Below are 23243 nucleotides of genomic sequence, written 5' to 3'. Positions count from 1 at the left end.
CGGTTGTTTCGCACGGCTTCCCTTTTGACTGATTGGAAATAAACGGCATGCATTCCAAAACCTCTAGACGGACATTCGTAAAAGGCTTGGCCGCTGGTGGCATTCTCGGCGGCTTTGGCCTTTGGCGCACTCCAGTATGGGCGGTGACAAGTCCAGGTCTGCCGAGCGTACTCACCGGCAATGAATTTGATCTGTTTATTGGTGAAACACCTGTAAACATTACCGGCTCGCCGCGAACAGCCATGACCATCAATGGATCATTGCCAGGACCTTTGCTGCGTTGGCGCGAAGGAGAGACAGTCACCCTGCGTGTAAAAAACCGCCTGGACCAAGACACCTCAATCCATTGGCACGGGATCATTCTGCCGGCCAATATGGACGGTGTACCTGGCTTGAGTTTCCATGGCATCGCACCCGACGGCATGTACGAGTACAAGTTCAAGGTTCATCAGAATGGTACGTACTGGTACCACAGCCACTCGGGCTTACAGGAGCAGGCAGGGGTTTACGGGCCAATCGTTATCGACTCGAAAGAGCCTGAACCTTTTCAATACAACCGCGACTATGTGGTGATGTTGACTGATTGGACCGATGAAGATCCTAGTCGCGTCATGGCCAAGCTTAAGAAACAGTCGGGCTACTACAACCACCATAAACGCACCGTTGGTGATTTTATCGACGATGTCAGTAAGCAAGGTTGGTCAGCTACAGTAGCTGACAGGAAGATGTGGGCTGAAATGAACATGAGCCCAACCGACCTTGGAGACGTCAGCGCAGATACTTACACCTATCTCATGAATGGCCAGGCGCCAAACGGTAACTGGACCGGTATTTTCAAGCCGGGTGAGAAGCTACGACTACGCTTTATCAACGGCTCGGCGATGAGCTATTTCGACGTCCGCATTCCTGGTTTGAAAATGACCGTTGTGGCCGCCGACGGCCAACACGTCAACCCAGTGAGTGTTGACGAATTCCGCATCGCCGTAGCTGAAACGTATGACGTGATCGTAGAGCCTGCCAGTGAAGAGGCTTACACCATCTTCGCCCAGTCTATGGATCGGACGGGTTATGCACGCGGAACCCTCGCTCTTCGTGAAGGGCTAGTTGCTCAGGTACCTGCTATAGATCCACGTCCAATCGTCACTATGGATGACATGGGGATGGGCGGTATGGCTGGTATGGACCATGGCAGCATGGCTGGTATGGGCGGCGCAGAGAAGACACCAGGTGACATGTCCGGCATGGCGGGCATGGCGGGCATGGACCACAGCAAGATGACCGGTATGGACCAAAGTGACATGACCGGGATGACCGGCATGGACAGCGGTGACATGACTAACATGGCGGGCATGGATCACAGCAAGATGGCTGGGATGGGCAATGGTGATATGTCAGGGATGGCTGGCATGGGTGGTATGGGTGGAGAAATGCAGACACACCCTGCCTCTGAAACCAACAATCCCCTGGTTGATATGCAAGCCATGAATCCAACGCCAAAGCTAAGTGATCCGGGCATAGGCTTGCGGAACAATGGTCGTCGAGTGCTCACTTACTCCGACTTGAAAAGCACTTTCCAAGACCCTGACGGCCGCGAGCCAAATCGTACCATCGAGCTTCATTTGACCGGTCACATGGAGAAGTTTTCGTGGTCGTTCAACGGCATCAAATTCTCTGACGCCGAACCGCTGCGCCTGAAGTATGGCGAGCGTCTGCGCATCACCTTGGTGAACGACACCATGATGACACACCCCATCCACCTTCACGGCATGTGGAGTGACCTTGAGGACGAGAACGGCAAGTTCATGGTGCGCAAGCACACGATCGATATGCCACCAGGTACCAAACGCAGCTATCGAGTCACCGCTGATGCCTTAGGCCGTTGGGCATATCACTGTCACCTGCTTTTCCATATGGAAATGGGCATGTTCCGTGAAGTACGGGTTGATGAGTAAAGGAGACGATCTGTGAGCACATACCGAAATCGTAATTCCCTCGTGGGTTGCCTCTTTGCCGCTGTCCTGCTGGGTGGACTCTCGTCCACGGTGCTGGCAGAGGAAAATGGCAGCGACCATTCAACCACTGTTCCTGTTACAGCAACGGACAAGCCAGCAACGGCAAACGATTCGAAGCTAGATCACGGGGCGATGGACCATAGCCAGATGAGCCATGAGTCGATGGATCATGACCAAAAAACCAAAAAGGCAGATTGAGATCATGACCAGTAAGTTTTTACGCCCAACGCTGATGGCACTTGCAGTCTCTACCGGTCCAGCATTCTTTTTCATGGCTCAAGCCGCTGAAGAGATGGATCCGTCGATGGCGATGCCATCAAGTGCGGACGCAAAGTCTTCAACTGCACAAAAATCCAAACCCGCCAAACCGAAAGATGCCGCGATGGATCACTCCAAGATGGACCACGGCTCAATGGGAGCCATGGACCATAGCAAGATGGGGGCTATGGATCACAGCGATAACGGGCAAATGGACGGTATGGAAAGCATGGATGGAGGGGCGACTACCACAAGCCGAACCCCAATCCCCGTACTTACCGACGCTGACCGGGCCGCCGCTTTTCCAGACTTACCAGGCCATGGTGTGCACGATAAAAAAATTAACTCGTTCATCCTCCTGGATAAATTTGAGTACCAAGACGCTGACAACGGTAGTGCGCTGGCTTGGGATGCAAAAGGGTGGATCGGCGGTGACGTCGATCGCCTATGGTTGCGTTCGGAAGGCGAACGTACCAATGGCGTAACCGAGAACGCTGAACTTCAGGCTCTGTGGGGACACGCCATCGGTCCTTGGTGGGATGTCGTCACCGGCATTCGACAAGACTTCAAACCTGGGTCACCTCAAACATGGGGAGCGCTCGGTATTCAGGGCATGGCCCTCTATAACTTTGAAGCTGAAGCGACTGCTTATATTGGTGAGAACGGTCAAACCGCAGCTCGGTTTGAAGGCGATTACGACATCCTGTTGACCAATCGCCTGATCTTGCAGCCGACCGCCGAAGTAAACTTGTACGGGAAAAATGATCCTCAGCGCGGCATAGGATCTGGATTGGCCAACACCGAACTAGGCCTGCGGTTGCGCTACGAAATTACTCGTCAATTCGCACCCTACATTGGTGTTAGCTGGAATCGCTCATATGGTAAGACGGCTGACCTAGCCAGCGATGAAGGGGAAAAGACAAACGAGGCCCGGTTTGTAGCTGGTATTCGGATGTGGTTCTGAGCGATTTGAGCACTAGCCCTACGAATTCAAATGATCGGGGAGTTGGCTCCCCGACTCTAAAGTAGATCCTTCAATGTAACCTTTGCAGCGGCATGAACGCTTGAGTGGGGTTCTATTGCTTCGTAGAACATCTCGCCGTCTCCAAGGGAAAAGGAAATATTCATGACAGGTAGCTTCCGACTTTCAAGTCGATTTCTGCGTATTGCAACATTCGCTGCGCTGTTCATCGGCTCAACGGCTCAAGCGGCGCAGGCCCTGACCATCGATGTGCATCGAGATGCAAACTGCGGATGCTGCAAAAAATGGATTCAGCATCTTGAGGCCAATGGCTTCACCGTCATTGATCATGTAGAAACCAACATGAGTGCTGTCAAACAAGATCTAGGTGTCGCTCCACGACTCTCGTCTTGTCACACTGCGATGATCAACGGGAAGTTTGTTGAAGGTCATGTGCCAGTTGAGCAAATAATTGCGATGAGTAAGCGTGACGACCTTCTCGGGATCGCTGCTCCTGGAATGCCAGCAGGTTCTCCAGGAATGGAAGTCGACGGAGTACATGAGACCTACCAAATAATCGGCCTGACCAAAGCCGGCGTAGATCAGGTCATTGCTGAATACCCCGCAAACTAATCCCACCTCATCCATTCGGCCACAGCATGGTCCCAGCTCATGGCCATGCAGCGGGACATGCTATGTTGATTTCATTCTCAAGCAATACGCAAAGGACGATCAGCAACAAGCTGTAAAGGCGCGCCTGCGCCGAATCGGATAACCCCGTACCGCTGTCCTCAATAACAATTTGAGATGACGCCATGCTCCGTCTGCTGACAAGCACTGCGCATCTGACCACGATAGTGCTAAGTTCGGGTGGCGTTGCCACTCAGCTTGCCTTTCCGAATCTGGACATCTGTCTCGGCTGAAAGCGTAGAAAAGTTAAATTACAGTGGTTTGAGAGTTCTTTTTTTGCAGGCTTTTCAGACGCAGGGTCGCGCGTTGTACAGCGGCCATTTTTTCTGGACGCTTCATTCGTTTCCATTTTCTGATGTCTTCCTTGGTGCGACCGCAGCTGACGCACAGTTCGCTGTTCAACTGGCAGACAGAAGTACACGGATTCTCGATGTCCTTGGCCATTGGTCAATTCCTCGGCGAACTTATGCGAACTACGGGCTCATTGCTAAGCCTGAACGGCGACCTGATCGGGTGAAACAGCGCCCGGCTTCGTGCGGTACTCAACTGTCAGATGAGTGATCTCATGAACTGTCGCAAGCCGTTCTCGTATGTTTTGTGCATTCACTGCTGGGCTGCCTAGAACACTCACAATAGCGGCGCGGGCTTGCGGCCCTACCTGCCAGACATGAAGATCTATGATCGAAGCATCTCCCTGTCGCTCAACCAGTTCACGAATCTCTTCAGCGACATGATCATCTGTCTGGTCTAGCAATACACTCGCAGTCACCCGCATCAACGACCAAGCCCAGCGTGCGATGACAACTGCACCCACAATCCCCATTGCAGGGTCGAGCCAGACCCAACCAAGGTAACGACCAGCAAGCAGTGCTGCGATGGCCAGAACCGAAGTCAGTGCATCTGCAATGACGTGAATATAAGCAGAGCGCAGATTATTGTCATGACCATGTGCATGGTGAGATTCATCTTGGCCGTGGTCATGCCCATGGTGATGATTATGACCGCCAGACAGCAAAAGCGCGCTCACCACATTCACTGCTAATCCGACAATTGCGATAAGAGTCGCTGTCCCGAATTGCACTTGAGTCGGTTGAAAGAGACGAAATAGCGACTCTCCGGCAATTCCCAAAGAGACCAGTCCCAAAATCAGAGCAGATGCGAAGCCACCCAAGTCTCCAACCTTGCCAGTTCCAAAACTGTAGCGAGCATTTGAGGCATGTCTTTTTGCGTAACCGTAAGCAGCTGCGGCTATGCCAAGTGCTCCAGCGTGTGTTGCCATGTGAAATCCATCAGCAAGCAACGCCATTGAGCCAGTGAGATAACCTGCGGTGATTTCAGCAACCATCATTACGACGGTCAGAGCCACTACCCACAAGGTTCGCTTGGCGTTTTCTTCATGTGATTTCCCCAGGAACATATGGTCGTGGGAATAGTCGGTGTACGAATTACTCATCTGGGCAAATCCTATTTGGAATAGCGGCGAATGGCTTCGAGAAGCTCATCGACGCCTTTCGCTCTTTCTTCGTTGCTGAGTGTCGGATTCGCAACGTGTTCACGAGCGTGGTCTTCGATAATTTCATCCATCAGCCCATTGATAGCGCCACGGGCAGAAGCGACCAAAAGCAGGGTTTTCGAGCAGTCATCATCAGAGTCGAGTGCTCGCTCAATCGCCTGGACTTGCCCAGCGATTCGCTTTACACGCTTAAGAAGATTGTCTTTGCTTGATCTCATATGACCCATACCATACCCCCCCTACCTATATTGAGAGTATGTTCACACGTTCCAATCAGCCATACAACCCCAGGGACGCTCGCCGCCGGGATGGATATACCAACAGTTTCTTCAATCCACAAAAAAAGGCGCCACTAGGGCGCCTAAGCCGTCTCCAAACCAAAGGAGAAACAAGGAGACGGGGTGTATCGGGGATACCGGACAGTTGATGCCGATGGCTAATGCCCGTTAAAGGAGTTGCAGTGGATATTCAACAATCAGTCTGACCTCGTCCAAATCAGATTCGAAATCGGTAGCTCGTGTCGTTGCTTGGCGGACACGTAAAGACATGTCCTTCAGTGAGCCTGACTGGATGACATACTTAGCCTCGATGTCTCGCTCCCAACGCTTTTGGTCCTGCAATGGGGCACCGTCCGCTCCGCGACGCATGTACACGCTGTTTGCGTTGGAATAGTCCGCATCCCAACCCTTAGCGTAGCGGGTCATGAAGCTCAGACCGGGGATGCCGAAAGCCTGCATATCTAGATCGTAGCGCAGCTGCAAGGATTGCTCTTTCGGTGAGTTGAAATCGCTGTACTGAATGGAGTTATCCAAAAAAATTGAGTCGGACTGGCGAAGGTAGTCAAAGTCGTCGTTACCATTATTGCGCTGGTAACCAACGGTCACGGCGTGCGCTCCGAATTTGACCCCGGTCTTGCCGCTCCAGATCTTGTTATCGAAGCTTCCCAGAAGTTTTTCACCCTCATCAACCGCTCGGTAGTAATTAAAGCCGCCAATTAGCGATACGCTTTCTGAGAGTGGATAGCTCAATGTGGTGCCCGCGTAGTATTGGTTCCACACATCCTTGAATTGGCTGGTGTAAAGACTCACACCTACGTGTTCATTGACCGTGTAATCGCCCCCTAGATAAGCGATCCATGGAGCATCTACTACACCGGCGTAAAAAGTTGAAAAGCCGTCACGCATGCTACTGGAATTGGGTTGGCTCATCGCATGCAGCCGGCCCCCCTGAAGGGTCAGGCCTTTGATGCTGGTATTAGTGAACGTTGCACCCCGGAAACTCTCCGGGAGAAGTCGGGAATCCCCATAGGCAACGACAGGCGTCGATGGAAATACGTCGCCTACCTTGACGACTGTATCCAGGAAACGCACTTTTGCGGCCCCGCCTACTTTTGAGTAGGAGTCTTCAGGTTGGCCTTTGCTATTGTGCGGCAAGACATCGACTGAGCTACGGGCTCCCGAGCGACCATCACCTGAATCGAGCTTGAGGCCTTCCATTGCAAACGCATCAATGCCGAAGCCTACGGTACCTTGAGTAAAGCCTGATTCGAATCGGCCAATGATGCCATGAGCCCATTCGGCTGAGTAACCATTGCCCGTGGGGCTTGATTGACCCTTTCGATAATCACGATTGAGATAGAGATTCCGATTGAGAATACTAAAGGTGCTCCCCTCAATGAACCCTTCAGGCTTTTGCTCCACAGCTACTGCAACTTGCCCCATGCTCATGCCAAGGGAAATGAGAGAAAGACCATAAATGCTTTTATTGTTCATTTAACACTCCAGGCTTTAGCTTGGCAGAGTTTCTTTATGAAATATTTTTTATAATTATAAAAGCCACCAGCACGTGAGGATTTCTCCTACGTGCCGGCAGACATAATTTCATACAATAGATAACTCCAGCGTGACCTGAAAATTACTTCTGTGTCAGCGAACAGCAAGCAGGCTCAAAACATACCGAACAACCTTGCGCAGTCAGGGCTAACGCTAATTAACTTCCGTGAGGGCAGTTAGTACCCATAACCTTGTATTCCAAGGTGTTGAGCTTGCCCGCCGAATCTTCATAGGTCATGCGCGAAGGGGCTACGCCACAGGTTTTATTGGCTTGAGTGGTACTGATTACCTTCTGGACATCGAGGTTCATTCCGTATTCATAATGAACAACTTCAGGTGTCGCCTTTCCGTTTTCTAAGGCGTACTGCTCCATCGCCTTCTGGTTCTCTTGCATCATTCGACCATAAACACGGTCACCACCTCCTTCAGCCATGGCCAAAGAAGACATGGTCAAGATGGAAGCGGCAAAAACAACTTTTAATAATTTCATGATTTTCTCCTAGTGCTCACTTACTTCTGACTAGAGGATAACCAGTGATGCCTTTCAGGAAGCTGCCGCGAATATTACATATCTGTAAGGCCTCTCGTAGAGCTCGTGAGTTCAACTATTTAAAGTTTAGCTTTATTGGCAGAGCACGCTGAATGCATCATACGACCATCAGAAATCAACTCGTATCCCACCTGGAGCATCTAGAGATTTTTTATAAAAATGCATATCTTCCTATTATGAAAAGCGGCTTTGACCGCTACAGGCGGATGAATCGTTTGGGCGTAGCTAAATGAGACTACGAACGTGTCACAAAAGCCTCATGGGCTGCGGAAATTAGGCACTACGTAGAGCACCGAAAACGCAATCGGCAGGATGGTCTTTAACAGCAATACGGTCTCGGAGGATAGGTTTTTATCTTATCCTTAACGTCATCGAAGATGACATTGAAGCTGTGCAGCAGGCGCTCCGTTTGCAACATTTGATCGTGAAGGATCTCAAGCAGGACAGCACAAACTACTGCCTGCCCAAGGATAAAGATAAAGCCTTCGAATCTTGAGGTTGTTTTCTCCAGCACGACCAAACCCGCTGACGATATCGGCAGGGCGAGCATTTTGCCGTTGATGTCGCCCGAAGCTTCAATAGAAGTGATTTTTCGTTATGTCGTGGGGCGGTGGCGAGACTCGTCCGACTGGCGTACTGTGGACCATCGGCGGCGATGGGGCCAAGAAGGGTCGCCTCATAAACTTGGCTTGAACTCTTGCTGTGTGGATAGCCAGTTAACTGCGTACTCACTGCGTCGTCAATTTGAGCCGACCAAGTGCCATCTCTAATCCAACCCACACGAATTCGTCGCTCTCAAATACCCAAAGCTTCCAAATTCCTATTTCTTACTGCGCTCAAGACAGCCATCCGGTCTTCTGTACCTGAATCCATATCAGGTACGGTGCCATGCTCCAGATCCTTACCCACATTAGCGAAACGCGGCGCTGGCTGTTTTCACTGCTACTGTTCTTGTCAACTGCGTCCCACGCGGAGACGTGGGTCATTACAAACCGAGCACATCCAGTATCCGCACCTTCTGGCGCTCGCGTCATCTTCCTGGATGATCAGCAGCGCCTTGAAGAACAACTTTCCAACCAACTACCCGCCGATCCACGCCAGGCAGAAGCGGCCATTCAACGCTACCTTGTCAGCCCTGCAGGGAAGCATCTGCAAAACGAGTTGGCCCAAGCCCAGCAGGGCGTCATAGACGCCTGGAGCCTGCGAGTCGAAAAACTCCCAGCCGTGGTCGTAGATCGTCGCTACGTCGTGTACGGCGAGCCTGACGCAGCTAAAGCCGTCGCGTTGATTGAACGAGCACGGAGCCTGTCACGATGAGACGCTCACGTTTTGCGATCCGGCCTTTGTCGCTGGCTATCACTTTCAGCCTGTCATTCAGTGCATCGGCTGCGATCAACTCGGCAGCGATTATTGCCTCGACCCTGTCACCAACCTGCCTGGAGTACAAAGTGGTCGGCATCTGCTATTGGCTGCTCTGCACGCCATTCGGATGCAAAGTCAAAACCTCGACCAAGGTTCGTCACTACGTACCGGACGCTGTGGTGTCTGCATATGCGAATACCGGGATGAACCCTTGGATAGAGATGTCACCTCTTGGCACCCCGAATCCGATGGCCCAAGCGGGCAACGACGGCACTACCAATCACGTTGCAGAGAACAACATCATCAAATTTAAGGAAGCCGATGTCATCGGCCATCCAGGTGGTGCGGCGTTGAGTCAGTTTGCCAGCGCCTCGGGCTATGTATGCAAAGGCGCAACCTTACCGCTTGTGCCTTACTTTCTGAGCACCCTTGACCCCATTGCTTGGCGATACGGCGTCCCGGAATCCGTATACCCCGAAGCACTCATTCCGGGCATGCGCGAAGTCGGTAGCCTGCTCTCAGCAAGCAGCTGGGGGAACGTCTACCCGCGTAGCGGCTTCCTTAACCAGACTGACGACTACAAAACGGGCGCAGTTATTGCGCAGCGTGCCGGCGACGTGGTTACCCGCCCAGGCCAGGTCCATGTCTACTTGCCGATGCTCGCCCTTCCCTACCCCGGTTACTGGCCCGCAGGGCCGCTACGCGAAGGTGACGCCTCCACTGGTAAGTGGCAAGAGCTCACCCCAGTCCTCAACCCGACTTGCGCAACCTTTCCCACCATCGATCCGAACATCGATGCGCAGGATGGCGGCTACGCCTGGGCACTCTGGCGCCCTTATTCGTGTTGCCAGCGTCGAGGACAGACCTTCCTCGGCAGTACGGACTTCCAATGAAACAGCGATCGGAGCAAAGCATGAAACTCACTACCTTGGCGATAGGGCTCGCCTGCAGCCTCAGCAGTGCAATAGCGCTCTCTGCTGATCCAATCAACGTCTCCTCCTCCGGAAGCGTCATTGGGGACAACGTGCTGTATAGCATTGGCGGCGGCAACGCAGTCACCATGGGGAGCGCAGGCAACATGGATAGTATTTCTGTGGGAGGCGGTTGGAATACCAATCTAATCTGCGGAAACATGAGCCTGAGCACAACCCTTGAAAACCAATTGAATGGTGCCACTTCCGGCTTCAAAAACATCATGAGCTCGGTGGTACAGAGCGCCACCAGCGCCGTGGCTTCGCTGCCGGCACTGATTCTTCAACGTGCGAACCCGGCGCTATACAACCTCATCACCAACGGCATTTTGCAGGCCCGCCTGGACTTCGACCGCTCCAAAGGCACCTGCCGCGCCATTGGCGAAAAGATGGCGGATATCGCCGGTAACCAAATGGGCTGGGGCAAGCTTGCTGAAGGTCAGGCTATGAGTCAGGCGCTAACATCCAACACAGACGCAGTGTCGGCGGTGGAACAAGTCGAAAAGAAAGGTGGAAACGATGGCGTCACTTGGGTTGGTGGTGATAGAGCAGGTGGTTCCGGTCAGAAGCCAATTCGTATCGTAGGCGACGTCACCAAGGCGGGCTACAACCTTCTGAACAAGCGCGCGGCCGGCGACACCGCATCCATCAGTAAAGCGAACTGCAACAACGGCATGGTGTGCAATGTCTGGTCATCGCCCCAGGAAGCCACCACCTTTGCCAATCGTGTCCTGGGTGAACAACAACAGCAGACCTGTGACAGTTGCCCTAAAACGGTGACAGCCGCAGGCGTCGGCCTCACGCCGCTGATCCAGGAAACGTACGACACCAAGCTGAAGGCCCTGCAGGAACTGCTGAGCGGAAGCAAAACGCTGTCGCTAGAAAACCTGGAAGCAGCGAGCAGCAACTCGTTACCCATCACCCGAGGCGTTGTAGCAGCACTCAAGGATGAGCGCGACCAGGACGTACTCGCTCGCCGGCTTGCCTCCGAAGTCGCGTTGTCCGATGTGTTGGAGAAAGCTCTGACCCTACAGCGCACCTTGATGGCAGGCAGTCGGGAACCGAACGTCGCGGCTAATGACCTCGCCGTCCAGGCAGTCGGCCAGCAGAGCTCCTCGCTGCAACAGGAGATCGGCAACCTCAAAATGGAACTGGACATGCGTCAGCAGCTCGCGAAGAACTCGCCTCTGACCATCATTGAACGCAGCAAAGCACGGGCAGAAGACTCTCGTGGCGTGTCCCCGGGAGCCCCAGAAACGAATCGATTGGACCAGTTGCAGTCACCCGCCCAGAACAAACAGTGAGAAAGGCCATGACCGAAATACAGGAGCCTGTCGCCGCTCCCAACCGTTCGCTGGTTCGACGAACCGGGAGGAGCATTCTGCTTGTTCTGGGTGTTTTGCTCGCGACTGCCGCCCTCGTAGTCCTACTCAGCGCTGTCCTGATGAACATGTTCGACAGCGCCGAGCAATGGCAAGCCTGGCGCACCGACCACTATTGGCCGCTCTTTACCTGGCGCCTAATGCTTTATATCGCACTGACCGTTGCCTGGTTCAAATTCAAGGTACGGTTATCGAACTCAGAACGCTCGAAACGGCGCAAAGGCCTGTTGAAGATCGAGATAATGGTGATCTTATTATTTCTGATGGTTGAACTGAGCAAGGTGCTGTATCAGGCAGGGGGTGTTCTGTGACGCTCTACACCAATGACTATTTAGAGTACTACCTGACGTTGGTCGGTTGGATCATCAACAATGGTATCTGGGCGATGATTTCAGATACCGGTCTATTCGCCCTCCCCTTCTGCATCATCGTTATTCGAGAGTGGCTGAAAGTCCGTGGTGAGGGGGCCGATGAGGGCAACAAAGGCGTTCTCTCACTGGCACGTATCGAAACCAATATCTACGTTGGCTACATCGTAGTCGCATTCTTCGCTGTACCAGCCGTCAATGTGAGTTTTGATACCTTGGCATTTGACCAGAGTAGAGCTCAGCAATGTCAATACAACTTACCTAAACCCACAGACACAGGCTGGAACACAACATTCAGCTCACTGGCAGGAAAGAGTGCCCAGATGCCCATGTGGTGGGCATTAATGCATGCATTATCAAAGGGATTAACCAATGGCGCTGTAGCAGCAATTCCCTGCGGGACTGATTTACGGCAAGTACGCATGGAAGTTAGCAACACCAAGATCAACAACCCGCTATTGGCTCAGGAAATTGGCGACTTTACGCACGATTGCTATGGACCCTCCCGTGCCAGATTATTCATGCGCCAACCCGAATTGGGAGCGCAAGGGAATGACCCTCGTTTTGCGCAGGAACTCAGCTGGATTGGTTCGCACTATTTATTGAACACCTCGGGTTATTACGACACGGACTACTCCAAAACTCCAAGGGCATCATGGCCCTATAACGCATCTCGTGATGTGGGTTTACCACAAGTGGGTGGAGGTGGGGGCTATCCAACTTGCAAACAATGGTGGTCAGATAGCGGAGTGGGACTGCGGGACCGTATCAAGGCTCAAGTGTCGCCGGACCTCATGACCAAAATGCTCGGCTGGGCAAAGTGGTTGTCCCCGGACGAAGTCACTGACTCGCTTGTCCGGCAACTGGTCTCGCCGTCGAACCAGGTGAAAGGGGATGTTTATACGGACTACGGGGGACAAATCGACGGAACTGTGTGGAATGGTGCAGCCCGGGCAGCGGGGACTCTCGGGGTTGCATTAGGATCTATGGCCTATTTTCCAGCGATGGACATGGTTCGCCAGGCGCTACCGATGGTCATGGCGTTCTTGAAAATGGCGATGGTGATTTGCATTCCCTTGGTGCTAATCGTCGGGGCTTACCAACTAAAAGTGGCCATGACTATGTCCGTTGTTTTTTTCGCTCTGATATTCGTGGACTTTTGGTTTCAACTGGCTAGATGGGTCGATACCACGATATTGGACGCTTTATATGGAGCCGGTTCTCCGCATTTATCATTTGATCCTGTGATGGGTTTGAACACTGCCACCCAGGACGCAATCTTAAACTTCGTGATGGGCTCGATGTTCATCATCCTGCCAGTGTTTTGGATGGGCGCGCTGGGATGGGCAGGGGTGAGCGCAGGAAAAGCATTGGAAGGCCTTACCAGCGGAACAAAAGATGTTCAAAAGGCAGGTCAGGAAGGGGTGAATACTGTCAAACGTAGCGTTATGTAACGTAAGGGTCTCATATCATTGATATGAGACCCTTAATCATCGTCGTCTACACGTTGACCAGCAACATAGTACCCATAGCCATCGGGGCCATAGCATTGACCATACTCTATCTGGTTTCTGCGAGGCGTAGGTCTGTGATTCAACGCCCAGAGCCCTCCACCCAAAACCAAGGTAAATACTGCAACGCTGATAATCCCGCTGAAAATGTCTGCAGAAAAATATAGGAGTACGGCAGCCACAACCAGACGCTTGACCCAACGCAGGGTACGGTTCTGACTGCACCAAACGAGGCGCGCAGCCTGACCCAGGCCATAGCCTAAGCGACTTGCTACTCCCTGAGAGGTCTGTGCGGTCATGGTGCGTCTCCTTCTTACCCGGTCTAGGGGCGATTTGACATTACTTATAATACCGATTTTTCTATGCTGCAAGATCATGAGACAAACGGCCTTTGCCTTCAGCACCAGATGCCCCCCTTTCACAACAAAAATGGCCCAAAAGGTAAAAGGTTTTGTAGAAGCGAATGGAATGGTTCACAAGGGTAAAAGCCTTACCCGAAAGGGCCGCTTTCAGCGGGAAAAAGGTCCAATCTCATCAACGCATCTCGCGAGTCGAATAAACTTCAACTAACTCGTCTTCTGTAAAATTACTAAGCAAAGAAAAGTATTCAGCTCTGGACTCAACCGTCAACGGTTGGATAGAACCTAAATTAATAAGAGTTGAAACAGCCTCGTCAGGAGTCATTTCGCTAGTAAGTGGGGCTCTCTGCCCAGAGTAATAAACCTTGTCAGACGCAATAGCTACATCCAGCAGTTCACGTACTTCACCATAACGAGCGGAACGCGCAGCGGTTAGAAACACTCCATCAAAAATGACCAAGACGCTATCAACGTGAGGAATAATATATTTAGCTAAGGCGACAACCAGAGGAAGGTTGTTGTCCCACCTTGCTTCCTCATCATCAAGATCATTCCCTACACTAGCAAAAAGAATGATCTCATCACACTTATTGTCACGTATCAAATCACAAAGTGCCCAAACATTATCTGAGGTTGATTTCGTAGCGTAGCGAAGTGAAACCATCATTTTTTCCTCACATAGTCGATCTGCGGCCCCGTGCCCTTAGACCGAAACGACGATAATTCTGCATTCCTTTCTCCGTCACCACCATAGAAAGATGGCTCTTCGCCAAAAGAAATACCCGAGGCAACCAGTGATCCTTTCCCCTTGCTCGCCCCCCCTTTGATAGGAGAAAAGCCTGCCCCATGAATCATTTACGGAGCAGGCGATGTTCTCTATTTTCCGCCGCAATAAAGCGCTACCCGCCCAAAGCCCCTCCCCTAACGGTTTTATACAGCCGGCCTCTAGCCAAGCACTACTGGCATCGCCGCGCCGTCAGAAACTACTGGAGAACATTTGGCAGCGCGCATCGTTATCTCGCTCACAGTTTGTCGAGCTCTATAGGCGTCCACTTGAGCGCTACGCGGAGTTGGTCCAGCAGCTCCCTGCTTCGCAAAACCACCATCATGCACACCCTGGCGGCATGCTGGATCACGGGCTTGAAATCGTCGCCTATGCCTTGAAAATTCGACAGAGCTACCTGCTTCCTATAGGCGCACCGCCGGAGTCTCAATCAGCACAGGCTGAGGCCTGGACTGCCGCCGCGGCTTACGGCGCTCTGATACACGACCTCGGCAAGATCGCCGTCGACGTGCACGTCGAGCTGGCAGGAGGTAAAACCTGGCACCCGTGGCACGGCCCAATCGATCGTCCCTATCGATTCCGTTACGTGAAAGGACGCAACTACCAACTTCACGGAGCCGCTGCCGCACTGATCTACGCGCAGATCCTCTCCTCAGAAATCTTAGATTGGCTCAGTAATTTCCCCGAAGTGTGGTCGCAGTTAATCTTCATTTTGGCTGGTCAGTACGAACATGCCGGCATTTTGGGAGAGATCGTGGTCAAGGCCGATCAGGCGTCCGTCGCACAGGAGCTCGGTGGAAATCCAGCCCGCGCGCTGTCCGCGCCCAAACAGTCTTTGCAGCGTCAATTAGCAGATGGGTTGCGTCACCTGGTCCGAGATACATTCAAACTGAATCAACCCGATGGACCGTCAGATGGATGGCTGACACAGGATGCTCTTTGGCTGGTTAGCAAGCCTATTGCTGATCAATTGCGAGCCTATTTGCTGACCAAAGGCGTTGAAGGTGTACCCAGTACGAATGCGCCTTTCTTCAACATGCTGCAAGATCAGGGGGTAATCCAAACCAATGCCCAAGACAAGGCAATCTGGAAAGCCACGATAGACAATGGTCGTGGTTGGCGAAACACCTTCACCCTGCTGAAGCTCTCACCGGCACTGATCTGGAATGATCCAAGTGATCGGCCCACAGCTTACGCTGGGACTCTTGAGGTAGAAGCTGGCAACCCGGTAGAAGACTCTGCAGCTGAAAATACCGTCGCCACACCGGCCAAAAAGTTGCCTTCGGAAATTCAATCCAGCCCTGTGCCGGCGCCTTTAGCACCGGCACAGCCATCACCGTTCGAACTACCTCAGCATTCCTCGAGCAGTACAGATGAATTTGACGAGCTACTGGCGCTCCTTGGTAACATCAATGAGCCATCAGAAGACACCAAAAACAAAGCGGTCTCAGCGGCACATACCGCGCCTCCGAAACTGGATGAAATCCAGCCTTCCCAAACCTCCAATCAAGGAGGTGCGCCTTTAGCAATAATCGAAGAAGTCACTCCGATGCCTAGCAATAACACCGAGATCGGTCAGGGATTTGTTGAATGGCTTAAGAAAGGCATCGCATCCCGGACCATCATTATCAACGATACCAAAGCGCTGGTTCATACCGTAGCAGGGACCGCTATGCTGGTAACGCCTGGAATTTTCAAACGCTACGTCCTTGAATTCCCCCATATCGAACAGCAAGCCAAAGTACAGCAAGTCAGCGCCTGGCAGCTGGTTCAACGTAGTTTCGAGAAACAGAAACTTCATCGAAAAACGCATAAGAGTTTGAATATTTGGACCTGTGACGTTGTTGGACCTCGAAAATCCAAGCAGCTCAAGGGGTACTTACTACTAGACCCGCGAACAATCTTCTCTGAGGTCCCTTTCGACAATATCAGCCTGTCCTTGAAGTCAGAAGCAACGGAGCCGCCACAATGACGACGCCCTCGAATCTGACGGAGGAATACATCTTTGCCCATGATCTGCGGCCTGCCAGTGCAAAGATCTATCGCGCCTCGACCAAAGCACTACTCAAGCATTTCCGAACGGCCTCAGTTGAGGAGATCGATCATCGTGCGGTTCTGACATGGCGAAAAAAAGTCCTTGAGAACGGATTATCCAAACGCAGCTGGAACACCTATTCAAATCACCTTCGAACTGTTTGGGGCTACGCCATAGAACACGGCCTGATGACCCATACCACGATCAACCCATTCAAGAAAACCAGCGTTATCCCACCAAAGCGAGCCAGCAAGACAATCAATGGAGACGCCATCCAACGAGCACGCAACTGGCTCATATCCCTTGTAGGCCAAGAACGTTGTACGCATGAACGTAGCCAGATCACACCTGCCTGGTTCTGGCTCAGCGTCTTCGAGATGTTTTATTACACAGGCATACGTCTGAATGCCCTGCTGTGCCTGCGTTACAAAGATATCGACTGGGACAGCCAGATGATCTTGGTCCGCGGTGAAACAGAGAAGACCCATCGGGAGTTTTTCCTCCCCATTATGGAAGGACTCGCTCCACACTTATCCAGGATCTTGGGGGAGGCCGAGAAAATCGGTTTTTCACCAGACGATCAGCTGTTCAACGTCAACAGATTCTCTCGTCACTTCCATGGCAAGGAAATGAACATCGACCAGGTGGAGTCAATGTACGGCAAGCTCACCGATAAGATCGGCGTGCGCATGACCCCTCACCGCTTCAGGCACACATTAGCAACAGACTTGATGAAGCAGCCTGAGCGAAACATTCATCTCACGAAAAGCCTGCTGAATCATTCGAATCTAGCGACAACGATGAATTACATAGAGGCGGACTACGACCATATGCGTGCTGTTCTACATGAGCGGAGTCGGGCTCAGGGCGCTCTGAGCCGAGTGACACGGGTTGATCCAAGTGGCAAACCCTCTGCCCCCTTACCCGCCAAAATAGGTGTGCATTCACAGGAAACCGCTCAACCAGAGCCCAAGAAGCTGCCAGCTCCACAACAATCTAGCAGCACAGAGGTCAGTATTGATCGGCGGACCAAGTCGACTGGCCGAAGCGCGCTACAGAAGGCTCTCGAGCTCGCATCTGCGCAACTGCATCGCGAGTCAATGACATGCTCTATGGACCCACCAGTAGATCAAGTAGAGCAGAGTCTACTATTGACGCTAATGGCGAGCGGGCTTGGTGTCGGCACATTCAGGAAACGCACCTCAACTGAGCATTCAATGCGAAGCTCATCATTTTCCAGAGCATCGCCCTAGTACGCTCATAATCAAAGCGCACTGGCTATAGGGAATTCTGGTTGGCCAGAGGCTTTCGCATGCCCGGAATAAAGAACCAGGTCGAAATCCGGATTTTTTCCAGACGAACGGTACGACTTTGCTCAAGGCACAAAAAAAGGCGTCATAAAGACGCCTTTTTCATTAAATATGGTCGGGGTAGGGGGATTCGAACTCCCGACATCCTGCTCCCAAAGCAGGCGCGCTACCGGACTGCGCTATACCCCGGAATGCGCATCGCAAAGCCTATGCACATTGACATCATGACGAACCGAAACTACTGTTCGCCTCAGACGGCTGCATGTCTACGGCGATATCTAAGTGCTGTAACACTTTCCAAAACCGTAAAACCGCCTCTATCAGAGCTAGAACCTCTGATTCTAAGATTTGATTCCAGCGTCAACTGGTCTCAAAAATGGTGGGTCGTGTGGGATTCGAACCTACGACCAATTGGTTAAAAGCCAACTGCTCTACCAACTGAGCTAACGACCCAAATATGGTCGGGGTAGGGGGATTCGAACTCCCGACATCCTGCTCCCAAAGCAGGCGCGCTACCGGACTGCGCTATACCCCGGTTTGAAATTGGCTCCGTGACCAGGACTCGAACCTGGGACCCAATGATTAACAGTCATTTGCTCTACCGACTGAGCTATCACGGAACTACATATTTCAAAGTTACTGCTGTGTTGCTTCCTCTTCGACCCTGTCCGTATCGCTACGTTAGCGTCTCTGAGGCGCGCTATTCTACAATCTTAAAACCCCCTGTCAACCCTTTAAATTGCTTTTAAGACAATGATTTGCGCTTCTTTCTGATTTCTTCTTGGGGAGAAGAAACCCGTGGGCTGACGTTGCTGCGGGGCGCACTTTACAAGCCTTTGCCTTACAGTTCAACGCCCTATCGAAAAAAAAGGCCCCGCGATGCGGGGCCTTCTCTGTTTACGCCAAGCGCTGGGCTTAATGGAAGACGATTTCGTCGTCTTTCACCGTCGCCGTGACGCGAGTGCCAGGCATAAAGCTGCCCGACAGGATCAACTGCGCCAGTGGGTTCTCGATCCAGCGCTGGATCGCACGTTTAAGCGGCCGTGCGCCATACACTGGGTCGTAACCGACCGCGATCAGCTTATCCAACGCTTCGCCGCTCAGTTCCAGGTCAAGCTCGCGCTCAGCCAGGCGGCTACGCAGGCGGCCCAACTGGATCTCGGTGATGCCCGCGATCTGATCCCGCGCCAGAGGCTCGAAGATCACCACTTCGTCGACCCGGTTGATGAATTCCGGACGGAAGTGCGTGGTCAACGCGTCCATCACCGCCGCACGCTGGGCTTCACGATCACCTACCAACTCCTGGATCTGCGCCGAGCCCAGGTTAGAGGTCATCACGATCACCGTATTACGGAAGTCCACCGTACGCCCGTGGCTGTCCGTCAAGCGACCATCCTCCAGCACCTGCAGCAAGATGTTGAACACATCCGGGTGCGCCTTCTCGACCTCATCCAACAGGATCACCGAATAAGGCTTGCGCCGCACGGCTTCGGTCAGATAACCGCCCTCTTCATAGCCCACATAGCCTGGTGGAGCACCGATCAGGCGAGCCACCGAGTGTTTCTCCATGAATTCGGACATATCGATCCGCACCATGGCCTCTTCCGTATCAAAGAGGAACTCGGCCAGGGCCTTGCACAACTCGGTCTTACCCACACCGGTCGGGCCCAGGAACATGAACGAGCCGCTTGGACGGTTAGGGTCGGACAAGCCTGCCCGGGAACGCCGTACCGCGTTGGACACCGCCACCACTGCCTCTTCCTGGCCGATGACGCGCTGATGCAACAGGCTTTCCATCTTCAGCAACTTGTCGCGCTCGCCTTCGAGCATCTTCGACACGGGAATACCGGTCCACTTGGAGACCACTTCGGCAATTTCTTCCTCGGTCACCTTGCTACGCAGCAACTGGTTTTCGGGCTTGCCGTGCTGGTCGACCATCTGCAGGCTGCGTTCCAGGTCCGGGATCACCCCGTACTGCAACTCGGCCATGCGGTTCAGGTCGCCTTTGCGGCGCGCGGCTTCCAGCTCCTGGCGGGACTGCTCGATTTTTTGCTGGATCTGCGCCGAACCCTGTACTTCGGCTTTTTCCGAGGTCCAGATTTCTTCGAGGTCCGAATACTCGCGTTCCAGGCGGACAATTTCTTCCTGAAGTTTTTCCAGGCGCTTCTTGGCCGCCTCGTCTTCTTCTTTCTTCAGCGCCTGGGATTCGACTTTCAGTTGAATCAGGCGTCGATCCAGGCGATCCAGCACTTCCGGCTTGGAGTCGATCTCCATACGGATGCGGCTGGCCGCTTCGTCGATCAGGTCGATAGCCTTGTCCGGCAACTGACGATCAGTGATATAGCGATGGCTCAACTTGGCCGCCGCAATAATCGCACCGTCGGTGATCGCCACCTTATGGTGGACCTCATAGCGCTCTTTCAGGCCACGCAGGATCGCGATGGTGTCTTCTTCGCTCGGTTCTTCCACCAATACTTTCTGGAAGCGACGCTCAAGGGCCGCGTCCTTTTCGATGTACTGACGGTATTCGTTGAGCGTGGTCGCACCGACGCAGTGCAGCTCACCCCGCGCCAAGGCGGGCTTGAGCATGTTACCGGCGTCCATGGAGCCTTCGCCCTTACCGGCGCCGACCATGGTGTGCAATTCGTCGATAAACAGAATGATCTGCCCTTCCTGCTTCGACAATTCGTTAAGCAAGGATTTGAGGCGTTCTTCGAACTCACCCCGGAACTTGGCACCGGCAATCAGCGAGCCCATATCCAGAGACAGCAGGCGCTTGCCCTTGAGGCCGTCCGGCACCTCACCATTAATGATGCGCTGGGCCAGGCCCTCGGCAATCGCGGTTTTACCCACGCCAGGTTCACCGATCAGCACCGGGTTGTTCTTGGTGCGACGTTGCAACACCTGGATGGTGCGACGAATTTCATCGTCACGACCGATCACCGGGTCCAGCTTGCCTTCTTCGGCACGCTTGGTCAGGTCGACGGTGTATTTGTCCAGGGCCTGGCGCGACTCCTCATGGTTGGGGTCGTTCACCGCTTCGCCACCACGCAGGTTGTTGATGGCGTTTTCCAGGGCTTTCTTGCTCACGCCCTGGCCCAGCAACAACTTGCCGAGTTTGCTGTTGTCGTCCATGGCGGCGAGCAGCACCAGTTCGCTGGAGATGAACTGGTCACCTTTCTGCTGGGCCAGGCGGTCGGCCTGGTTGAGCAGGCGCGCCAGATCCTGGGACATATTCACGTCGCCGGTGGGGTTCTGGATTTTCGGCAGTTGGTCGAGCTCTTTGCTCAACTCCTTGCGCAGGCTGTTGACGTCAAAGCCCACCTGCATCAGCAAGGGTTTGATTGAACCACCTTGCTGTTCCAGGAGTGCCTGCATCAAGTGCGCAGGCTCAATGGCCGGGTGGTCGAGGCCCACCGCCAAGGATTGAGAGTCAGACAAGGCCAACTGCAATTTGCTGGTTAAACGATCAATACGCATTAGTCACCTTCCTTTTGAGCAGGCCGGAGCTATGAACAAACACATCCTGAATGAAGAAACCTGCCAGATACCCTTATAGATGGGGTGGATTCTGGGCGTTTCAAGCGGCGGACGGTTGATACAGGTCAGGAGAGTCTAGCGTTCAAGCCAGATAAGGGAGGCGAATCGGCCCGTACGCGGGCTGCGGCGATAAGAAAAGAAACGCGGGTCGGTGACAGTGCACAAACCGCCACCATACACAGCGGTGACACCACGCGCTGCCAGGCGCAGGCGCGCCAGCTGGTAGATGTCGGCCATGAACTTGCCAGGGTTGTGGCTGGAAACAAAGGCTTCAGCGGTGGCCGGCAGTTGCTGCATGAATGCTTCACGCACTTCCGGGCCGACCTCAAAGGCTTGTGGGCCAATGGCAGGGCCGAGCCAGACCAGAACGTCTTCGGGTGCGCTATCCAGGCTTTCGAAAGCGGCCTCCAACACCCCAGCCGCCAAGCCACGCCAACCGGCATGGGCTGCGGCAACCCGGGTGCCCGCCCGATTACAGAACAGCGCAGGCAGGCAATCGGCGGTCATGGATGTGCAGGCGATGCCAGGGGTGCTAGTCCAACTGCCATCTGCCTCGACAGTACGGCTCGGATCGGCCTCAACCACGTGAGTACCGTGGACTTGGCGCAACCAGGCAGGCTGGATATCGAAGGCGTCACTCAGGCGACGGCGATTTTCAAGAACGGCCTCAAGGCTGTCCTCGACATGATCGCCCAGGTTGAGGCTGTCGAACGGCGCCAGGCTGACGCCGCCCGCACGGGTGGTGACGCAGGCTTTTACCCGAGCCGGCGCGGGCCAGTCAGGTATAAGCCAGTCACTCATCCGACAAACGCCTCGCGATCCTGCTTGAGCAGCGACAACAGCCAGACCAGATCGTCCGGCAGTGGCGATTCCCAGCTCATGCGCTTACCGCTCGTCGGATGATCCAGCTCCAGGAAGCGTGCATGCAGTGCCTGGCGCGGGAACGTCTTGAGCGATTCAACCATGGTCTGGCTGGCCGCTGGCGGAATACGGAAGCGACCACCGTAGGCCGGATCGCCGACCAACGGGAAGTTGATGTGCGCCATGTGCACGCGAATCTGGTGGGTACGCCCGGTTTCCAGCTTGACCCGCACATGGGTGTGGGAGCGAAAACGCTCCAGCACACGGTAGTGGCTGACGGCTTGCTTGCCGCCCTCCATCACCGCCATACGCTGGCGCTGCTGGCCGTGACGACCAATGGGTGCGTTGATCTTGCCACCGGCCACAACGACGCCGATCACAATGCACTCATAGATGCGGCTGACGCTACGGCTCTGCAATTGCGTAACCAGTTGCGTCTGCGCCTGAATGGTCTTGGCCACCACCATAAGGCCGGTGGTGTCCTTGTCCAGACGGTGCACGATGCCGCAGCGCGGCACATTGATGATGTCCGGCACGTGGTGCAACAGAGCATTGAGCAAGGTGCCATCAGCGTGCCCGGCAGCCGGGTGAACCACCAGGCCTGCGGGTTTGTTGATGACCAGGATGTCGTCGTCTTCATAGACGATATCCAGCTCGATGTCCTGGGCGACCCATTCTCCCTGGGCTTCCTGCTCGGCAGTCAGCTCAAGAATCGCACCGCCATGGACTATGTCTCGCGGGCGGATAACCGCTCCATCCACAGTCAGGCGGCCGTCTTTGATCCAGGCGGAAAGGCGCGAGCGCGAGTGCTCAGCGAATAATTGTGCGGCGACTTGATCGAGGCGTTGGCCGCCCAATTCGGACGGCACCTCTGCGCGAAGTTCAATTTTATCGGACATGCTCAGACTAGGCGTGGCGTAGCCTTTGGTTTCGGCTGCGCGCTT

The 23243-nt window shown here is 53.7% G+C and carries 21 protein-coding genes and 4 tRNA genes; 11 read left to right on the top strand and 14 right to left on the bottom strand.

Annotated elements, in window-relative coordinates:
- The first annotated feature begins 47 nt into the window (after nucleotides 1-47).
- The 4 genes from V8689_RS03760 to V8689_RS03745 all read left to right on the top strand — a co-directional run bounded on the left by V8689_RS03760 (nucleotide 48) and on the right by V8689_RS03745 (nucleotide 3864).
- Nucleotides 48-1952, top strand: a complete 1905-nt coding sequence (locus V8689_RS03760; RefSeq protein WP_008437439.1) for a copper resistance system multicopper oxidase — start codon at nucleotides 48-50, stop codon at nucleotides 1950-1952.
- Between the two features lie 12 nt (nucleotides 1953-1964).
- Nucleotides 1965-2210 (top strand): hypothetical protein, encoded by a 246-nt coding sequence (locus tag V8689_RS03755; RefSeq protein ID WP_024073347.1) that lies wholly within the window; start codon nucleotides 1965-1967, stop codon nucleotides 2208-2210.
- The gene (locus V8689_RS03750; protein ID WP_008437443.1) at nucleotides 2182-3234 is read left to right on the top strand and encodes a copper resistance protein B; all 1053 of its coding nucleotides are present in this window, start codon (nucleotides 2182-2184) and stop codon (nucleotides 3232-3234) included. The genes V8689_RS03755 and V8689_RS03750 overlap by 29 nt, the downstream gene beginning before the upstream one ends.
- A 162-nt stretch (nucleotides 3235-3396) precedes the next feature.
- A complete protein-coding gene (locus V8689_RS03745) occupies nucleotides 3397-3864 on the top strand; it encodes a DUF411 domain-containing protein (protein WP_008437448.1) in 468 nt (155 codons plus the stop codon).
- A gap of 303 nt (nucleotides 3865-4167) precedes the next feature.
- Here V8689_RS03745 and V8689_RS03740 read toward each other — a convergent pair whose 3' ends face one another.
- The 5 genes from V8689_RS03740 to V8689_RS03720 form a co-directional block, all read right to left on the bottom strand.
- The gene (locus V8689_RS03740; protein ID WP_008437450.1) at nucleotides 4168-4365 is read right to left on the bottom strand and encodes a DUF1289 domain-containing protein; all 198 of its coding nucleotides are present in this window, start codon (nucleotides 4363-4365) and stop codon (nucleotides 4168-4170) included.
- A gap of 43 nt (nucleotides 4366-4408) precedes the next feature.
- Nucleotides 4409-5374: a CDF family Co(II)/Ni(II) efflux transporter DmeF gene (gene dmeF / locus V8689_RS03735; protein WP_008437453.1), complete on the bottom strand. Its 966-nt coding sequence runs from the start codon at nucleotides 5372-5374 to the stop codon at nucleotides 4409-4411.
- Between the two features lie 11 nt (nucleotides 5375-5385).
- The gene (locus V8689_RS03730) at nucleotides 5386-5661 is read right to left on the bottom strand and encodes a metal/formaldehyde-sensitive transcriptional repressor (RefSeq protein WP_024073346.1); all 276 of its coding nucleotides are present in this window, start codon (nucleotides 5659-5661) and stop codon (nucleotides 5386-5388) included.
- A 219-nt stretch (nucleotides 5662-5880) separates the two neighbouring features.
- Nucleotides 5881-7206, bottom strand: coding sequence for an OprD family porin (locus tag V8689_RS03725; RefSeq protein ID WP_008432871.1), 1326 nt, complete (start codon nucleotides 7204-7206; stop codon nucleotides 5881-5883).
- 217 nt (nucleotides 7207-7423) lie between these two features.
- Nucleotides 7424-7756: a DUF2790 domain-containing protein gene (locus V8689_RS03720; RefSeq protein ID WP_008432869.1), complete on the bottom strand. Its 333-nt coding sequence runs from the start codon at nucleotides 7754-7756 to the stop codon at nucleotides 7424-7426.
- A gap of 948 nt (nucleotides 7757-8704) precedes the next feature.
- On the opposite strand from V8689_RS03720, the gene V8689_RS03715 reads away from it, so the two are divergent.
- Genes V8689_RS03715 through V8689_RS03695 form a run of 5 tightly spaced genes read left to right on the top strand, consistent with a single transcriptional unit; the run spans nucleotide 8705 to nucleotide 13353 of the window.
- Nucleotides 8705-9133: a TIGR03757 family integrating conjugative element protein gene (locus tag V8689_RS03715; protein WP_008432865.1), complete on the top strand. Its 429-nt coding sequence runs from the start codon at nucleotides 8705-8707 to the stop codon at nucleotides 9131-9133.
- A complete protein-coding gene (locus V8689_RS03710; RefSeq protein ID WP_008432863.1) occupies nucleotides 9130-10071 on the top strand; it encodes a TIGR03756 family integrating conjugative element protein in 942 nt (313 codons plus the stop codon). Before V8689_RS03715 ends, V8689_RS03710 begins: the two co-directional genes overlap by 4 nt.
- Before the next feature lie 20 nt (nucleotides 10072-10091).
- Entirely contained in the window at nucleotides 10092-11453 is a 1362-nt protein-coding gene (locus tag V8689_RS03705) for an integrating conjugative element protein (RefSeq protein ID WP_024073345.1), read from the top strand.
- An 8-nt stretch (nucleotides 11454-11461) separates the two neighbouring features.
- Nucleotides 11462-11842, top strand: coding sequence for a hypothetical protein (locus tag V8689_RS03700; protein ID WP_008432858.1), 381 nt, complete (start codon nucleotides 11462-11464; stop codon nucleotides 11840-11842).
- Entirely contained in the window at nucleotides 11839-13353 is a 1515-nt protein-coding gene (locus tag V8689_RS03695) for a conjugal transfer protein TraG N-terminal domain-containing protein (RefSeq protein WP_008432856.1), read from the top strand. Before V8689_RS03700 ends, V8689_RS03695 begins: the two co-directional genes overlap by 4 nt.
- Nucleotides 13354-13385: 32 nt before the next feature.
- Here the strand turns inward: V8689_RS03695 and V8689_RS03690 are convergent, their stop codons facing one another.
- Entirely contained in the window at nucleotides 13386-13709 is a 324-nt protein-coding gene (locus V8689_RS03690) for an Ac45/VOA1 transmembrane domain-containing protein (protein WP_008432855.1), read from the bottom strand.
- Between the two features lie 235 nt (nucleotides 13710-13944).
- On the bottom strand, nucleotides 13945-14433 hold the full coding sequence (locus V8689_RS03685; RefSeq protein WP_019821334.1) for a hypothetical protein: 489 nt from the start codon (nucleotides 14431-14433) through the stop codon (nucleotides 13945-13947).
- 205 nt (nucleotides 14434-14638) lie between these two features.
- Between V8689_RS03685 and mobH the strand changes: the two genes are divergently transcribed.
- Together mobH and V8689_RS03675 are read left to right on the top strand one after the other, a co-directional pair.
- Nucleotides 14639-16525 (top strand): MobH family relaxase, encoded by a 1887-nt coding sequence (mobH, locus tag V8689_RS03680; protein WP_008432854.1) that lies wholly within the window; start codon nucleotides 14639-14641, stop codon nucleotides 16523-16525.
- Nucleotides 16522-17841, top strand: coding sequence for a site-specific integrase (locus V8689_RS03675; protein WP_008432853.1), 1320 nt, complete (start codon nucleotides 16522-16524; stop codon nucleotides 17839-17841). The genes mobH and V8689_RS03675 overlap by 4 nt, the downstream gene beginning before the upstream one ends.
- Before the next feature lie 169 nt (nucleotides 17842-18010).
- Here V8689_RS03675 and V8689_RS03670 read toward each other — a convergent pair.
- The 7 genes from V8689_RS03670 to rluD form a co-directional block, all read right to left on the bottom strand.
- Nucleotides 18011-18087: transfer RNA gene (locus V8689_RS03670), tRNA-Pro, on the bottom strand.
- Between the two features lie 188 nt (nucleotides 18088-18275).
- Nucleotides 18276-18351, bottom strand: a tRNA-Lys gene (locus V8689_RS03665).
- 5 nt (nucleotides 18352-18356) lie between these two features.
- Nucleotides 18357-18433: transfer RNA gene (locus V8689_RS03660), tRNA-Pro, on the bottom strand.
- 9 nt (nucleotides 18434-18442) lie between these two features.
- A tRNA-Asn gene (locus V8689_RS03655) sits at nucleotides 18443-18518 on the bottom strand.
- Between the two features lie 295 nt (nucleotides 18519-18813).
- A complete protein-coding gene (gene clpB / locus V8689_RS03650) occupies nucleotides 18814-21378 on the bottom strand; it encodes an ATP-dependent chaperone ClpB (RefSeq protein WP_003188426.1) in 2565 nt (854 codons plus the stop codon).
- Nucleotides 21379-21513: 135 nt separating this feature from the next.
- A complete protein-coding gene (gene pgeF / locus V8689_RS03645) occupies nucleotides 21514-22239 on the bottom strand; it encodes a peptidoglycan editing factor PgeF (protein ID WP_056785302.1) in 726 nt (241 codons plus the stop codon).
- On the bottom strand, nucleotides 22236-23198 hold the full coding sequence (rluD, locus tag V8689_RS03640) for a 23S rRNA pseudouridine(1911/1915/1917) synthase RluD (RefSeq protein ID WP_003188422.1): 963 nt from the start codon (nucleotides 23196-23198) through the stop codon (nucleotides 22236-22238). The genes pgeF and rluD overlap by 4 nt, the downstream gene beginning before the upstream one ends.
- Between the last annotated feature and the right edge of the window lie 45 nt (nucleotides 23199-23243).

The sequence above is a fragment of the Pseudomonas sp. AK181 genome (assembly GCF_051122975.1).
GTDB classification, from domain to species: domain Bacteria; phylum Pseudomonadota; class Gammaproteobacteria; order Pseudomonadales; family Pseudomonadaceae; genus Aquipseudomonas; species Aquipseudomonas lactis.
This window is presented reverse-complemented; position numbering and strand designations above follow the sequence as displayed.

Excerpts from the sequence above, each read along its gene's own strand:
- V8689_RS03705 (WP_024073345.1), top strand. The coding sequence starts at position 10,092 with ATGAAACTCACTACCTTGGCGATAGGGCTCGCCTGCAGCCTCAGCAGT.
- mobH (WP_008432854.1), top strand. The coding sequence starts at position 14,639 with ATGTTCTCTATTTTCCGCCGCAATAAAGCGCTACCCGCCCAAAGCCCC.
- V8689_RS03730 (WP_024073346.1), bottom strand. The coding sequence starts at position 5,661 with ATGGGTCATATGAGATCAAGCAAAGACAATCTTCTTAAGCGTGTAAAG.
- pgeF (WP_056785302.1), bottom strand. The coding sequence starts at position 22,239 with ATGAGTGACTGGCTTATACCTGACTGGCCCGCGCCGGCTCGGGTAAAA.
- V8689_RS03760 (WP_008437439.1), top strand. The coding sequence starts at position 48 with ATGCATTCCAAAACCTCTAGACGGACATTCGTAAAAGGCTTGGCCGCT.
- V8689_RS03750 (WP_008437443.1), top strand. The coding sequence starts at position 2,182 with ATGACCAAAAAACCAAAAAGGCAGATTGAGATCATGACCAGTAAGTTT.
- V8689_RS03745 (WP_008437448.1), top strand. The coding sequence starts at position 3,397 with ATGACAGGTAGCTTCCGACTTTCAAGTCGATTTCTGCGTATTGCAACA.
- V8689_RS03690 (WP_008432855.1), bottom strand. The coding sequence starts at position 13,709 with ATGACCGCACAGACCTCTCAGGGAGTAGCAAGTCGCTTAGGCTATGGC.
- V8689_RS03720 (WP_008432869.1), bottom strand. The coding sequence starts at position 7,756 with ATGAAATTATTAAAAGTTGTTTTTGCCGCTTCCATCTTGACCATGTCT.
- V8689_RS03740 (WP_008437450.1), bottom strand. The coding sequence starts at position 4,365 with ATGGCCAAGGACATCGAGAATCCGTGTACTTCTGTCTGCCAGTTGAAC.
- dmeF (WP_008437453.1), bottom strand. The coding sequence starts at position 5,374 with ATGAGTAATTCGTACACCGACTATTCCCACGACCATATGTTCCTGGGG.
- V8689_RS03675 (WP_008432853.1), top strand. The coding sequence starts at position 16,522 with ATGACGACGCCCTCGAATCTGACGGAGGAATACATCTTTGCCCATGAT.
- V8689_RS03700 (WP_008432858.1), top strand. The coding sequence starts at position 11,462 with ATGACCGAAATACAGGAGCCTGTCGCCGCTCCCAACCGTTCGCTGGTT.
- clpB (WP_003188426.1), bottom strand. The coding sequence starts at position 21,378 with ATGCGTATTGATCGTTTAACCAGCAAATTGCAGTTGGCCTTGTCTGAC.
- V8689_RS03710 (WP_008432863.1), top strand. The coding sequence starts at position 9,130 with ATGAGACGCTCACGTTTTGCGATCCGGCCTTTGTCGCTGGCTATCACT.
- rluD (WP_003188422.1), bottom strand. The coding sequence starts at position 23,198 with ATGTCCGATAAAATTGAACTTCGCGCAGAGGTGCCGTCCGAATTGGGC.
- V8689_RS03685 (WP_019821334.1), bottom strand. The coding sequence starts at position 14,433 with ATGGTTTCACTTCGCTACGCTACGAAATCAACCTCAGATAATGTTTGG.
- V8689_RS03725 (WP_008432871.1), bottom strand. The coding sequence starts at position 7,206 with ATGAACAATAAAAGCATTTATGGTCTTTCTCTCATTTCCCTTGGCATG.
- V8689_RS03715 (WP_008432865.1), top strand. The coding sequence starts at position 8,705 with ATGCTCCAGATCCTTACCCACATTAGCGAAACGCGGCGCTGGCTGTTT.